The organism is Streptomyces asoensis (assembly GCF_016860545.1).
Classification (GTDB): Bacteria; Actinomycetota; Actinomycetes; order Streptomycetales; family Streptomycetaceae; genus Streptomyces; species Streptomyces asoensis.
In genome coordinates, this window is the sequence record NZ_BNEB01000002.1 from 1,906,394 (window position 1) to 1,920,124 (window position 13,731).

14 protein-coding genes are annotated in these 13,731 nt (G+C 70.7%); 1 reads left to right on the forward strand and 13 read right to left on the reverse strand.

The features are described from left to right. Positions 1–66 precede the first annotated feature (66 nt). From Saso_RS38210 to Saso_RS11405, 5 genes are all read right to left on the reverse strand, one after another. Positions 67–1,101 carry a hypothetical protein gene (locus tag Saso_RS38210; RefSeq protein WP_229901125.1) on the reverse strand — a complete coding sequence of 345 codons (1,035 nt, stop codon included), beginning with the start codon at positions 1,099–1,101 and terminating at the stop codon, positions 67–69. Further along, positions 1,098–3,080, reverse strand: a complete 1,983-nt coding sequence (locus Saso_RS11390) for a hypothetical protein (RefSeq protein ID WP_189919096.1) — start codon at positions 3,078–3,080, stop codon at positions 1,098–1,100. Before Saso_RS11390 ends, Saso_RS38210 begins: the two co-directional genes overlap by 4 nt. Continuing rightward, positions 3,077–3,832, reverse strand: coding sequence for a toll/interleukin-1 receptor domain-containing protein (locus tag Saso_RS11395; RefSeq protein ID WP_189919098.1), 756 nt, complete (start codon positions 3,830–3,832; stop codon positions 3,077–3,079). Before Saso_RS11395 ends, Saso_RS11390 begins: the two co-directional genes overlap by 4 nt. A gap of 12 nt (positions 3,833–3,844) precedes the next feature. Further along, positions 3,845–5,143, reverse strand: coding sequence for a helix-turn-helix domain-containing protein (locus Saso_RS11400; RefSeq protein ID WP_189919099.1), 1,299 nt, complete (start codon positions 5,141–5,143; stop codon positions 3,845–3,847). A 379-nt stretch (positions 5,144–5,522) separates the two neighbouring features. Next, entirely contained in the window at positions 5,523–6,371 is an 849-nt protein-coding gene (locus tag Saso_RS11405; protein WP_189919100.1) for a LysR family transcriptional regulator, read from the reverse strand. Between the two features lie 104 nt (positions 6,372–6,475). On the opposite strand from Saso_RS11405, the gene Saso_RS11410 reads away from it, so the two are divergent. Continuing rightward, on the forward strand, positions 6,476–7,216 hold the full coding sequence (locus Saso_RS11410; protein ID WP_189919101.1) for an SDR family oxidoreductase: 741 nt from the start codon (positions 6,476–6,478) through the stop codon (positions 7,214–7,216). Positions 7,217–7,340: 124 nt separating this feature from the next. On the opposite strand, the gene Saso_RS11415 is transcribed toward Saso_RS11410, so the two are convergent. The 8 genes from Saso_RS11415 to Saso_RS11450 form a co-directional block, all read right to left on the reverse strand. After that, positions 7,341–7,811 (reverse strand): iron chaperone, encoded by a 471-nt coding sequence (locus Saso_RS11415; protein ID WP_189919102.1) that lies wholly within the window; start codon positions 7,809–7,811, stop codon positions 7,341–7,343. Positions 7,812–7,920: 109 nt separating this feature from the next. After that, positions 7,921–8,550 carry a VOC family protein gene (locus Saso_RS11420; protein ID WP_189919103.1) on the reverse strand — a complete coding sequence of 210 codons (630 nt, stop codon included), beginning with the start codon at positions 8,548–8,550 and terminating at the stop codon, positions 7,921–7,923. Positions 8,551–8,639: 89 nt separating this feature from the next. Next, positions 8,640–9,782, reverse strand: coding sequence for a S8 family peptidase (locus tag Saso_RS11425; protein WP_229901126.1), 1,143 nt, complete (start codon positions 9,780–9,782; stop codon positions 8,640–8,642). A 109-nt stretch (positions 9,783–9,891) separates the two neighbouring features. After that, the gene (locus Saso_RS11430; protein WP_189919105.1) at positions 9,892–10,275 is read right to left on the reverse strand and encodes a toxin Doc; all 384 of its coding nucleotides are present in this window, start codon (positions 10,273–10,275) and stop codon (positions 9,892–9,894) included. Then, a complete protein-coding gene (locus Saso_RS11435; protein WP_189919107.1) occupies positions 10,275–10,514 on the reverse strand; it encodes a hypothetical protein in 240 nt (79 codons plus the stop codon). Before Saso_RS11435 ends, Saso_RS11430 begins: the two co-directional genes overlap by 1 nt. A gap of 66 nt (positions 10,515–10,580) precedes the next feature. Further along, positions 10,581–11,597, reverse strand: coding sequence for a protein-ADP-ribose hydrolase (locus Saso_RS11440; protein WP_189919109.1), 1,017 nt, complete (start codon positions 11,595–11,597; stop codon positions 10,581–10,583). Positions 11,598–11,742: 145 nt separating this feature from the next. Further along, entirely contained in the window at positions 11,743–12,504 is a 762-nt protein-coding gene (locus Saso_RS11445) for a nuclear transport factor 2 family protein (RefSeq protein ID WP_189919110.1), read from the reverse strand. A gap of 246 nt (positions 12,505–12,750) precedes the next feature. After that, positions 12,751–13,593, reverse strand: coding sequence for an SIR2 family NAD-dependent protein deacylase (locus Saso_RS11450; protein ID WP_189919112.1), 843 nt, complete (start codon positions 13,591–13,593; stop codon positions 12,751–12,753). Positions 13,594–13,731 lie beyond the last annotated feature (138 nt).

Consider the following 13,731-nt stretch of genomic DNA (forward strand, 5'->3'; position numbering starts at 1 on the left):
GGTTCTCCTTCGGGGCAGAGCTCGGACGGAGGACGTACAACGGCGCGGGACGTACGACGAAGCGCGTCACGCCGGCTCCTCCGGTTCGTCTCGCCGGTCGTCGGCGGAGGTGGCGAAGTCCGCCGGTGGGTCGTATCGGCGCAGGAGCTCATCGGCCGTCTCGTGTTTGTCCTGCGTTCTGATGACGTCGGCGATCTGTTTGGTGAGCATCGCCCACTTGTCGTCACCGCGGGTGAGACCCATGCCGGTGAGGAACGCCTCGAAGTGGTCGGGAGCCGTCTGTTCCGGTCCGACGGGAGTGGAGGGCTCGTCGGACGCAGCGATGAGGCCGCGGAGCCGGTCGGGGATGTCCGTGTCGTTGGCCGCGGACGTGAGCTGCGCGAGGAGCCCGAGGTCGGCGACGGTCCTTTCGATGTGGTTGTCGTTCTTCGCCAGCCACCAGACCACTGCGCTGCCTGTGTCCTTGAGGACGTCGGCGCCCAGGTACTCGCGCATGCTCTGCTCGTATTTCCGCTGGTGTTCCCAGACCGCCTCGTCCTTGCGGACCTCGGCGAGCCTGTTCAGCCGCTCCTGGTCGGGCTCGTGCAGGGTGAGCGTGATGTTCTCCGCCATGACCCGGAGATGTCCGGCGCGGTCCGGGCGCATCCTGCCGAGCGCACCGCTCAACTCATGCTGCACGAAGGAAACCTGCCCGGGTTCGCGCTGTTCCGTGAGTGTGCGGGCGCGGTCCAGGATCGCTTCGACAGCGAGACCGGCCGGGTTGAGGACGGGGTCGTCTCCGTGAGTCTCCAAGGGATGCCAGCGCACGGTCGCGGAGAACAGGAATTCGTAGTCGTCCCAGTTGCTGGGCAGGGAGACCCGGCTCACTCGGTGTTCCCTGCGCTCGATCGGTGCGGCGGGGATGAAGTTCGTGAAGTCCGCGGGCAGAGCGCCGCGGCGGACTGCCGCGATCTTGAAGGCTGCGGCGGGGACACCCGCGACCGCGACAGCGAGCGCGGCCCAGGCCCACAGGGGCCACTCCTGTACGAGGCCGAGAATGGTCAGCAGCAGGGCGCACAGGACGGTCAGGAATACGGTCGTCGTCTTGCGGCCGGTCGTCATCGTGTGGTCCCCCTGGACGGTGGTGCGGCGGGCGGGTGCAGGCCCTGAGCCGTGGAGATCTTCTGGAGCAGAAGCCTGGTTGTCGCGGCACCGGAAGCCCGATCGCCGGGAGCCGCGGGCTCTACGGTTCGGGCTGCCGCGTACAGGGCCGCGAGGGTGCTGCCGTTCCGGCCGGCGGAATCGACCAGCAGGAAGAGCAGCCGGTCGCGATGGCTGTCCACGACACAGGCCGCGTGCAGCCATCGTTCGGCGTACGGTCGCCAGTGCGCCTGCGGGAGCCGGGTGAATGCTTCCGACCAGCCTGTCACCGTGCAGTCCTGGACGCCCTTCTCGTCGATGAGCGGATGCGCTGCGCCCGCCGGGTCCGTGAGCGCCATGGGGTCGCAGATCCGCAGAAAGAGGCGGGCGTCGATGGTGGGTGAGGCCGAGAGACGCGTGACGCGGTCGAGCAGGAGGCGGCGGAGCCGGGAACTGGTCGCCGAGAGGCGGCACAAGGCGTCCAGAGCGGGCGTCGCGCCGCGTTCCCGGCGTGCGAGGTGGTGCAGACGCGTCACCGCCTGGTCGGGGTGAGTCGGTGCGATCACGTCGGTGCAGGCCCGCAGAAGGACATGTGCGAGATTCCCGCTCAGTGGCTTGTCCTTGCACCAGGTGTAGACGAGCATCCGCAGACTCCGGCCATAGCGAGGGTCGCGGAGACCGCAGGCCAGTGCGTCCACCGCGGCCGCCAGTCGGACACGGCTCGCGGGTGCACTGCTCCACTTCTCCGCCAGAAGCGCCAGATCGAGTCCTCGACCGGTGCGCACGTACTGTTCGGCGAGCCGGCCGACCAGTCTCGTGCGCAGCTCCGCGCTGAGATGCGGATCGTCCAGCTCTGTGCTCTCGGCGGTCCAGATGCCGAACCGGTGCCGCAGATCGGGCATGTGGTCCCAGAAGTGGGCCCGGACCGCGACGTCATAGTCCAGTTTGCCGAAGCGCACATGGCCGTCCGGCCGGGCTGCCGCACCGATCTCCGTCAAGCGCTGGGCCAGGTCGGGGCCTTCGAGCGCAGGCATCTCGTCCTGAGGCGTGTCGTGGACGGTGAGCATGAGTGCGGCGCCCTGGTGGACGAGGTCGGCGTGCGCGCCGTGGAACATGGCGGTGGCGAACAGCAGCGCGCGCTGAGGTGCGGCGCACAGTGTGGCGACACAATCCGCGACCTCCTTGCGCCACGCGCTGTGTGCACGCGAGTTCTTGCACCAGGTGGCGAAGCCGTCTCGATCCGGAGCTGCCGCACGGGCTCGGCGGACGCGGTCGGCGAAGTGAGCGATCTCCTCCATCGGGGGCTGCTCTGCCAGGAACTCGTCCAGCGCGGGGGCGGGGAGCCGGAACTCCTCGTACGGTACGCGGTGGAGCCGTAGATGCCGCCGGAAGACTTCCATGGCAGGGGGACGGGCGATATCGGCCCGGTAGGGTTGCAGATGAGACTCCAGGCCGCCGTCGTGCGGCATGACGACCACGAGATGTGCCCCTTGTTCCAGTACGGCCTTGCGCAGTGCTGACAGGTCCCGGCGAGTCTGCGCCCATTGGGTGATGTCCGCCTCGGCAAGGTTCAGCAGCAGCCGGTCACCCGCGCCGACGAGACCGGGGCCGGTGAGGGCACCCTCCTCCTCACCGGGCAGAAGCTCGCGGAAGATACCCGCGGTTCGCTGAACCTCGTACAGCAGGACGCGCGCAGCCGCGGTCCTGCCGCTGCCCGGAGCGCCGCTCAGGATCACGGTGCTGCTGCCATGGAGTACCCGGCGTGCCGTGCTCATTCCTGTGGGGTCGACGAACTGCTGCCGCAGGAGCCGCAGCTGGTCATCGGCGATCCGGCGCGGACTTCGGGTGGTGGCCTCCTGTTCGGCAAGGCCCACATTGACGGTGTAGCTGTAGAAGTCGCCGGAACCGGAGTGGACTTGACCGCCGGGCTGCTCGATGTGCGTGGTGAAGGTCTCGCTCACCGTTCGTCGTCCCCGGAGCTGCCCGTGTCACCGAAGCGATGCCGGATGTCGCCGCGGTGATCGCCCTCGATGTTGGTCATGCCGTCGCCCGAGTAGTGCCGGCCACCGGAGACATGGTGCGAGTTCTGATAGATGTTCCCGCGGCCCGAATGAACGGGACCGGCCGACCCGTTGATCACTGTGCTGTTCAGGTCTCCGGCGAAGTCCCGGCTCTGTACGGCCGTTCCGGAGACGGTGCCGGTCGAGTTGGACACGGAACCGGGATCGGGTGGCGCTGCCTCGGCGTGCTCGAGGTCGTACAGCTCGGGGACCATCTCGGCCACCAGGTCGCCCAGGCGCTTGAGGTCGGCTTCAGCGTTCTGCGTGTCCAGCCGTACGGACTGCAGTTCGGCCAGCCTGGCCAGTTCGTCCGGCAGCCGTTCCTTGCTGAGGCGTTCCGTCCGCCTGCCGGCGAGGACGGGCACGACGGGAACCCCGCAGTCGAACGCCTCCATGATCTCCTTGCGGACCCAGTCTTCCGCATCATGCAGCCGGGACTGGAAGTTGAGCCAGTCGGGCCCGATCACCACCAGAACCAGCGCGCTACGACGCACGCCCATGAGAAGGGCGTCGGGGTATGCGGACCCCGGCGGGATCGAGTGCGAAGCGCGGAACGCCCGGTCCTTGCCGAATCGGTTGGCGAGCTCGTTGTCGATGAGGGCGGCGATGTCATTGCCGTCCCCCGTGCGGTAGTTGATGAACACGTCGGGCATGTGAGAGTCCTTTCAGGAAAAAGGAAGTCGGGACAGCACCGCCAGACGGGGCCCCAGCCGTCGCACCGCGGTGTGGGTGGAGTGGCGGGCCAGGACACGGGAGAGGCGACGCAGGTCGATCGTCACGGTGGCGGACCGTACGGCCGTGACCCCGTCGAGCAGTGGCGCCACCAGGTCGCAGGCATGGTCGATCTCGCCGTGCGACGCGTATGCCAGGGCCCGCCGTACGCCATAACGCACCTGCGTGCGTACGGCGTCAGGTGAGACCAGAGCGAGTTGCCGGTCCAGCTCTTCGGCAGCCCGGCCCGCCTCACCGAGGTCGAACAGGCACCATCCCGTGACCATGCCGACCGAATCGGGCAGGTGCATGCTGCCGATCACCGGAGTGTCATGGTCGATCTCCTGACGGGCCAGCAGGGTTCGGGCACGGTCCAGAGCACGCATGCAAGCGTCGCTGTCGCCGGCAAGAGCGTGTCCTTGTGCTTCGCGCTGCGCCGCCAGCCCGCGGATCCGCGTGGGAAGCGTGTCGCTCTGTGCCCGGCGTGCGAGCGAGACGGTCTGCTCGGCGTCGTCCTGGTAGAGCGTGACCAGGGCTCGCCGGACCAGAGCGTATCCGGCCAGTGCCCGGTCGCCGCCGGCCGCGGCCAGGTCCACCGCACGCTGCGTCCACCACAGCGCTGCCTGCTCGTTGCCCGTCTCCTGGACGAGCCAGCCCACGTACTCGGCATACCGGGAACCCAGCGCCAGCAATTCCCGTCGGGTGCGCGCATCCACGTGTGCGGACAACTCCCGCAGCGTGTGGGTCTGCGCTATCAGGCCAGGCAGCAAGATCCCGGGCTCAGCGCTCTGGCCGAGCCGCCGGTAGTGAGTGAACAGGGAACGCGACGCGTCCAGCATCCCCGCCCCCACGCCGCCGGTCGGTGACACGGGGATTTGGCCACCTGTGCGCCAGGTCATCAAGGAAGCCGCCCCGGCACCCACGACCTGCCGTCGCCCCACGGGCTGGAACCCGCCCGAGCCGTCCGGTGAAAGCTGCATCACCCACTCCTCCTCGTCGACCCCGTGCGGAGCCGGTTCCTTCGGGACGTCGCCGACGGTCAAGGCGACCAAAGAGATCAGTGCTCCGCCGGCGTGGAGGGCCGCGTCGCACAGCCGAGCCAGATCACGGCTGGGTGCTTTGATGCCTCGCTCGACCTTGCTCAGCTGCGCTTTGCTGTAGTGCACGGCGGAAGCCAATGCGGTGAGACTCAATCCGGCGTCCAGACGCCGCTTCCTCAGCTCTTCACCGAACTCGCTGGATGGCTGTGGCACGGAAACCTCCAGGACCGTCCGTCCAGGTGCAGAGGCCCGTCGCACGAAAGAGTGCGGCACCCCAGGCTGGCCGGACAAGGCGGATGGCACTGTTTCCCGTTTCCTCTCCCCTGACGGGAGGCGGTACGCACAGCGGGAGGGACCGGCCGGACCACGTCACTGTTCGGCCCCTCGAAGTCGTGTCCGACCGCGTTCCGGGCCGTTCCGGGCAGCCGTTCGCGCTACGCCCGCAAATGGCCTCGTACCCTTCGGGCAACCGGAAACCTGGAGGGCCCGACAACAAGTTGGAAAGGAGGAACCCGGGCAAGGTCTGCAAGGGCAGGCCGGACGCTGATCCTCCCCGAATCCCGAACCGTGTCCCGGTGTTCGCCGCCGTCGGTCACAGGGCGGTGGCGGCGCGGACCAGGCCTGCTACTGCCGTCGAGCGGCTGTGCGGTGGCCAGGCGATGACCGTGGTGACGTGGGCGGCGTCGAGGACCGGTACGGCGGTGAGGTCCTCGCGCAGGCCGGTGCGGCCCGACTCCGGCACGACCGCGCAGGCGCGGCCGAGGGCGATGAGCTGGGTGAGTTGCGTGTGGTCGCGCACCTGCGGTCCGGGGCCGTCCGGGAAGGTGCCGTCAGGGCCGGGCCAGCGGGGCAGGGGGAGGTCGGGAAGGCCGGTGACCTCGGCGAGCCGCACCTGGGGGCGGGCGCCGAGCGGGTGGCCCGCCGGGAGGATCACGACCTGACCCTCGGAGTGCAGTTCCTCGGTGTCGAAGCCGGCCGTGTCGTCGAACGGCCGGTGCAGCAGGGCCACGTCGGCCCGGCCGTCGTGCAGCAACCGTGTCTGCTCGCCCGGCCCGCACAGCGCCACGTCCACGGTGACGGCGCCGGGCTCGGCGGCGTAGGCGTCGAGGAGTTTCGCGAGCAGTTCGCCGGAGGCGCCCGCCTTCGCGGCCAGGACCACGGCGGGGCGGCCGGTCGCCGCGAGAGCGGCCCGTCGCGTGCGCCGTTCGGCGGCCTCCACGGCGTCCAGCGCCGCCCGGGCCTCCCGCAGCAGGACCGCCCCCGCGTCGGTCAGGCTGACACCCCTGCTGCCGCGTTCCAGCAGGAGCGTGCCCAGGCGCCGTTCGAGCCCGCCGATCGCCCGCGACAGCGGGGGCTGGGCGATCCCGAGCCGCCGCGCGGCCCGGCCGAAGTGCAACTCTTCGGCTACCGCGACGAAGTACCGCAGCTCACGTGTCTCCACCCCGCCAGCCTAACCGGGACGACCAGGAGCGATACCCGGGCGGTATCGCCGTCCACCCAGTCGGTCTTGGACGCCCTGCCCGACGGGGGAGAAGTATCGAGGTCATGAGTGAGACGAACACCGTGAACAACAAGGTCGCGCTGGTGACCGGGGCCAACAAGGGCATCGGCTACGAGATCGCCGCCGGGCTCGGCGCCCTCGGCTGGTCCGTCGGAGTCGGCGCGCGCGACGAGGAGCGGCGCGAGGCCGCCGTGGACAAGCTGCGCGCGGCCGGAGCCGACGCGTTCGGCGTGCCGCTGGACGTGACCGACGACGCCAGTGTGACAGCGGCGGCCCGGCTGCTGGAGGAGCGGGCCGGGCGGCTCGACGCGCTCGTCAACAACGCGGGGATCACCGGCGGCGGACCGCAGGAGCCCACCACGGTCGACGTGGACCGGGTACGGGCGGCGGTGGAGACCAACGTGATCGGCGTCATCCGCGTCACCAACGCCCTGCTCCCTCTGCTGCGCCGCTCGCGGTCGCCGCGGATCGTGAACGTCTCCAGCAGCGTCGGCTCCCTCACGCTCCAGACCACGCCCGGCGTCGACGTGGGCCCCATCGCCGTCGCCTACGCACCGTCGAAGACGTTCCTCAACGCCGTCACCGTGCAGTACGCCAAGGAACTGGCCGGCACCGACATCCTGATCAACGCCGTCTGCCCCGGTTATACGGCGACGGACCTCAACGGCTTCCGCGGAGTGCGCACCCCCCAACAGGGCGCGGTCGCCGCGATCCGACTGGCCACCATCGCGGACGACGGCCCGACGGGCCACTTCTTCGACGACGAGGGGGAGGTCCCCTGGTAACACCCCTCCGGCGCGCGCCGCCTCGGTGGGACGGCGTACACGCGCCTTGATGGCTGGTGGCGTGACGAGGTGCCGGGGCGGCCCTTCCACCGGCCCTCTTGCCGCCCGCCGGTCCCCCTCGGGGTCAGCTTGCTGCCTTTTTGAGGAGGGTGGTGATCTGGTCTTCGAGGGCCGGGGTCAGTTCCGTCAGGGCGTAGGCGATCGGCCACATGGTGCCGTCGTCCAGGGCGGCCTGGTCGCTGAAGCCGAGCGTGGCGTAGCGGGACTTGAACTTCTGCGCGCTCTGGAAGTGGCAGACGACCTTGCCGTCCCTGGCGTACGCGGGCATCCCGTACCAGAGCTTGGGTGCGAGGTGCGGTGCGGTCGCCTTCACGAGGGCGTGGATCCGCTCGGCGAGGACCCGGTCGGCCTCCGGCATCTCGGCGATCTTGGCCAGCACGTCCTGCTCGGCCGCGGCCTCCTTCTCCTCCCGGGACGAACCCCGTCGCGCCGCCGCCTTCCGCTGTTCCAGCGCGTGCTCCTTCATCGCCGCCCTCTCGTCGGCGCTGAACGCGGTGTTTGCGGAGTTGTCGGCGGACGACTGCGTGGACTGCATGGCAGGTTTCCTCTCGTACAGGGATACGGCTCGTACAGGGATACGGCGGGATGGCGCAGGACAGGGGTGGGGCGTGACGATGGTCGCCGGGGCGTGCCGGAGGCGCGGGCTACTCCCAGGTGAAACCGTCCGGGTCGGTGAAGGGGGCGCCGGCGCCGGCGAGGACGACGCGGTGCGAGCCGTCGCCGTCGGCGGGGACGCCGAGGTCCTTGGCGAGGCCGCTGCGCTTGTACAGGGCCAGCTTCAGGGCGCCGGACCCGTCGGAGGCGAACTCGGCGTACTTGCCGCCGAAGCTCTTGGCCACGGTGAGACCCTGGCCGACGTAGAAACGCTTGGTCGCCTTGACGTCCTCGACACCGAGCAGGAGGACCATCTCGTCGATCCGGCGGGTGGCCGGGCCGGTGTCCTTCTTGGCCGACGTCGCGATCTTCCAGATCGTCCCGTCGGGGGCCTGGACGACGCCGCCGTAGCCCCACAGCGACTTCGCCGCGGGCTTGAGCACGGTCGCGCCGGCGTCCACGGCCGCTCGGAGGAAGCCGTCGACCGTGGCGGGCCCGGACACCGTCAGCGCCAGGGTGAAGCCCCGGAAGCCGGTCGCGGTCGCCGCGGAGGCCTTCAGCCGCAGGTGGTCGGCCACCCCGAAGGCGGTGTAGAAGCGCTGGGCGGCCTCGAGGTCGGCCACTTCGAGGGTGACGGACGCGAGGAACGTGTGGGACGCGGTGGAAGCGGTGGTTGCCATGTCCTTCACGCTAGGGGGTGCCGGGTGGCCGGCGCTTCTCGAATCCTGACCGGTGTCGGGCGTTCGCCGTCCACCCCTGCCGGCCCCGGTCACAGGCCGCCCGTGTTGAGCAGCCGGTTGGGGGTGTCGGAGCGGACCCCGCGCAGGACGCCACGGGTGGCCGTGTGATCGAGCCAGACGTGGACCTCGCGGGCCGTGGCACGGGGATGGGCGGACAGGTACAGGGCGATCACGCCGGTCGCGTGAGGTGCGGCCCAGGACGTGGCGCCGCCCTCCTCGGTGACCGTGCCGCCACCGGCCAGCGCGGCGGTGACCTTCTGACCGGGGGCGTACAGGTCGACGCATCGCCCGTAGCCCGACCCGTAGGAGCCGCTGTCGCTCCACGCCCGGTCGTTCGACGTCGAGGCCGCCACCACGATCGTGCCGGGGACGCCGGCGGGGGAGTGCTTGCAGGCGTCGTCATGGAAGTTGCCGGCCGACACCACCGTCGGGATCCCGGCGGCGACCATGGCCTTCACGGCGGACTCCAGGGCCGGCGACCGGTGGTCGAGGTTGAGCGACATGTTCACCACGGCGGGCTTCTGGGCGTGCGCCGTGACCCACTTGACCGACTTCACCAGGGCCGCTTCGGCCGCCGCCGGGGACCCGCCGCCCTCGCTCTCGCACAGCACGCCCTGGACCCGCACGAGTTCCGCCTTCGGCGCCACCCCGTACTTCGCTCCGCCGATGACGCCCGCGACGAACGTGCCGTGACCGAGCCCGTCCTCGCCGAAGCAGTCGCCGGAGTCCTTCGGGCCCAGGAAGTCGGCGCCGAGCTTGGCGCGTCCGCCGAACTCCTTGTGCCCGATGTCCATCCCGGTGTCGATCACATAGACGTGGACGCCCTTGCCCGTGGCCCTGGTGGTGAGCTTCCCGTTCAGTGGCCGCGAACGCTGGTCGAGGATGTCGAGATTCCAGGGGACGTGCCGGGTGAGGGGCGGCGTCGCGTTCGCCGACAGCGCCCCCACGTCGTCGGACGACGAGCCGTGCTCGGACGACGCCCCCGACTGCCCTTCGGCCGAGCCGGTGGAACCGGTCAAGCCGGTGGTGTCGGTCGAGCTGGTCGACCCGGTCGACTTGCTCGACCCCGTTGGCGCCCCGCCGCTCTCGGACGTCGTGTCGCCCTTTCCCCCGCAGCCCGCCACCCCGAGCACCGTCGTCATGGCCACCACGATGAGACCGGCCTTCGTCATGTTCCGCGCCACCACGTCCCCCATTCCCCTGCCGCGTACACAGTCGGCGCACAAGACGGCCACGGAAGCCGAACGGTTCCCGTGGACGCCCGCGCCCGAGGGCGGGGAGTCAGACTCTCCAGGAGCGCAGGACGTCCGCGACGGCGTAGATCGTCAGCCGGCTCTCGCCGATCTTTCTGACCAGGTCCGAGAAGCCGCCGTACGGGGGATCGACGCCCTCTCCCGACTGATCCATGTACTGGCCCGCGACGAACGCGGCGAACAGGCTGTTGCGGTGCGGCAGCGGCTCGAGCCGCACGATCGTGTGCAGCAGAGCGGCCGCCCGCCACGCGACGTCGGGGTCGGACGCGGCGAGGGTCGGCATGCGGGTCCGGTGCCGTGCGACGGCCGCCACCAGCGCCGAGTAGTCGGTGACCGACACGTCGTCGCTGCCCAGGGCGGCCTCCTGGACGTCCAGGAGCCAGGGGACGTCGATGTAGAGGATCTCGCTCATCAGGCGGCCGTGGCTCCCTGCCCGCGCTGCGACGGGGGAACCTCGTCGGGGAACGCCTCGTCGAACTCGGCGCGGAGCCTCTCCGCCCAGGAGGAGGCGCCCGCGACGAACCGCTTGCGGTGCATCTCGCGGACACCGAGGTCGTGCATGTACTGCTTCAGGCTCTTTCCCTCGGCCGCGGCAGCCGTGCGCACGCCTTCCATTTCTTCTTCGGTGAAGGTCACATTCAGAGACGGCATACCATGATGGTACCGATCAGGTACCTGACGTTGCCACCCCGGTGGGCAGGCGGGCGGGCGGGCAGGTCAGGGGCCGGTCGCGTTGCCGAGGGCGCGGCGGTACGCGTGCTCGTCGTCGTCCTCGAACACGGTGAAGACGACGCGGTCGAATCGCCCGGGGTGCGCGGCGATCCACTCCGCGACGGTGTGCAGGGCCACCGGTGCGGCCTCCTCCTTGGGATAGCCGAAGACGCCGGTGCTCACGGCGCAGAAGGCGAGGGTGCGAACGGAGTCCACCTCTGCGGCCAGGTCCAGGCAGGCACGGTAGGAGGAGGCGAGCGCATGGGCGTCGTACGTCTGAGGACGGCCCTGGACGACCGGCCCGACCGTGTGCAGGACGTACCGGGCCGGCAGGTGGTAGCCGCGGGTGATCTTGGCGGTGCCGGTGGGTTCTGGTGCTCCCTGCGCCGTGACGACCGTACGGCAGTCGTCGCGCAGACGAGGTCCGGCGGCGTTGTGGAGAGCGTTGTCGATGCAGGCGTGCCGCGGGCGGAAGCAGCCGAGCAGTCGGCTGTTGGCGGCGTTGACCACGGCGTCGGCGGCCAACGTGGTGATGTCTCCCCGCCACAGGACGGTACCGGCGGCGGCGGGGAAGCCGGCTCCGGGGAACTCCTCGGCAACTGTCGGGAGTTCGAGCGCCGAGACCGCGGGTCGCAGGTGCCGCTCCGCGCCGAGGAGAGCGTCCAGCTCCTGCTCCGTGCCCTCCGGCAGCGGACCAGGGGTTCGGACGGTCAGCAGAGCGCGCAACAGCCGTCGTCGCATTGTCGCGTCCGCACCGGCGCCCGGGTCCTCGGTGTCGGCGAGGCTTCGCACCTCGTCGGCGTGCAGCCCGAGCAGGGACACGGCCGGATCGGTGCTGAGCAGACGCAAGGCCGTCCGCACGTGGGCGTCCAGCCGGGCGGGCTCGGCCGGGGGCGCGGTCGGACGGAAGGGTTCGTCCAGGGCGACGGCCGACCGGTAGGCGGCGAGCGGCAGCGCAGAGAACGGTTCCCCCGTCTCGTCGGAGGTGTTGTAGGCGTCGGAATCGGCGCGGATCGGAATCATCGGGGGCTCCGGGCTGGAAGGCGTGCGGTGAGCGCGGTGTGACGATGTCCGGCGCTCGCACGGGAGGATGTGCGGGCGCCGGACATCGGCGGTCGGGCCAGGTCCCGGGGACGCCGGTGGTGGACCGTGGCGCGGCTACCGCTGGTCAGAACAGGCCGTTGCCGTGCGGCAGTTCGGCCGGGACGGGTGCGATGACGTCCCAGTGCTCGACGATCCTGCCGTCGGCCACGCGGAACAGGTCGTAGTAGGCGACCGGCACACCGAACTCGCCCTCGGACTGCGTCAGGACGAACTCGCCCTCGGCGATGACCTGGTGGACCTTCTTGTAGACCAGGTTCCTGCCCTGCTCGGCCCACTTGGCCGCGGCCGCGCCGAAGCCGTCGAGACCGTCGGCGGCGTCGGTGTTGTGCTGATGGTAGGTCTCGGTGGAGATGTAGTCGGTGAGCACCGAGTAGTCGGCGCCGACGAGGACCTTCTCGGCGAACTCGGCCACCAGCGCACGGTTGGCGTCGGTCTTGCCGGTCTCGCTGACCGCGGCGGGGCCGTCGGTCTGGGAGCGGCCGGACACGGTGTTCTCGACCAGCGGGGTGAGGGCGTCCCAGTGCTCGGCCAGCTTGCCGTCGGCGTCGATCCGGAAGATGTCGAAACCGACCAGCGGGTCCGGGCCGAAGCCGTGGTAGATGCCGTGCAGGGCGACCAGGTCACCGTCCGCGATGACGCGGGCGCCCTCGTAGCGGAAGTCGGCACCCAGGCTCGCGACGAGCCCGCGCAGTGCCTCGGGCCCGTCGGCGGCGAGCGCACTGTGCTGGCGGTAGTTCGCGGCCACCCAGCGGTCCACCGCGGACGGGTCCTTGTCGCCGAACAGCTCGGCCGCGGCCTGGAGGACGATGTTCTTCGCGTTGCTCATGGCTCTCTTCCTTGTTCGTGGGCCCGCGCCTGATGGCGGGCGGGAGGCCGGATGGCCTTGTGTTCAAACTAGGTCGACGACTCACGGCTCACCCGTATGAACGTTGACTGATTCTGTTCAAAAAGCGACACGCCTCGATCCGGTGTCGCTGGATCGCGGGCGGAGACGCGTGCTCGGCCCCGCCCGCCGCCCGCCGGGGCAGCCCTCGTGGCGGTGACGCGGGCGGTGTGCGGTAGGGCCGCAGGGTCAGAGGCCGAGTTCGCCCAGAGCCGCCTCCGCGCCGAGCGGGACGGACAGGGCTCGTGTGCCGAGGTCCGCGGGGACGTCCGCGTGGTCGGGATTGATCCGCACCAGCCTGGCCCCGGGCGTCCGGCGGACCACGTCCTCCATGGGTCGCCGGATCACCCCGGGGGTGTTGAAACCGGCGCCGATCTCCACCACGAGCAACGAGCCGGCCGTGGACGCGTCGTCGAGCCAGTGCCGCAACCGCCGCCCCGCCGGCAGGTAGGCGTCGTCGACGAACTCCGGTCCCACCCGGATGTTGGGAAAGGCCTCGCCGCCGCAGCGAGGGCAGCGGGGCAGGGCCCGGGGATCGTTCACCCGGCCCGTGTCGCGGTCGTACGCGGCGAGGACCGTGTCGAGGAACGGTCGGCTGGACCAGGTGTCCCGTGTGCAGGGAACCGTGCACTGCAAGCGGCCGTAGTCGCCCTGCGGGGTGAAGACCCGGTCCGCCTCGAAGCCGTTGCGGGCGAACAGGGCGTCGACGTTGGACGTCATCACCTGGTGGTCACGTCCGCCGACGAGTTCCCTCAGCCTGCGGTAGAGGGGATTGGGCTCGGTGCCGTAGCGGATGTCGTCGATGTGGACGGCCCAGTAGCCCCACATCATGTCCTTCGGCAGGGGTGCGCCGAGCAGGTAGCGCGAACGCAGGCCGAGACGGTGCAGCGCGGGCAGCAGTTCCCTGAAGCGTTCGGCGTCCCCGTAGTCGTAGCCCGCGGCCGCGCTCAGGCCCGCGCCGGCGCCGATCAGTACCCGGTCCGCCCCGTCGAGCCAGGAGCGGAGGGTGTCGCGGACCGGCGCGGTCGCCATGGCCGGGACCCCGCGAGCCACCGGCGGAACCGCCGGGTTCGCCGGGCCCGGCGCAGGGCCTGCACCGGCCCCCGCAGGAGCCGGGGGCGCGGCGGAGGTATCGGTCGCGGGTGGCGGTCCGGTGGGGCGGTTCACGGT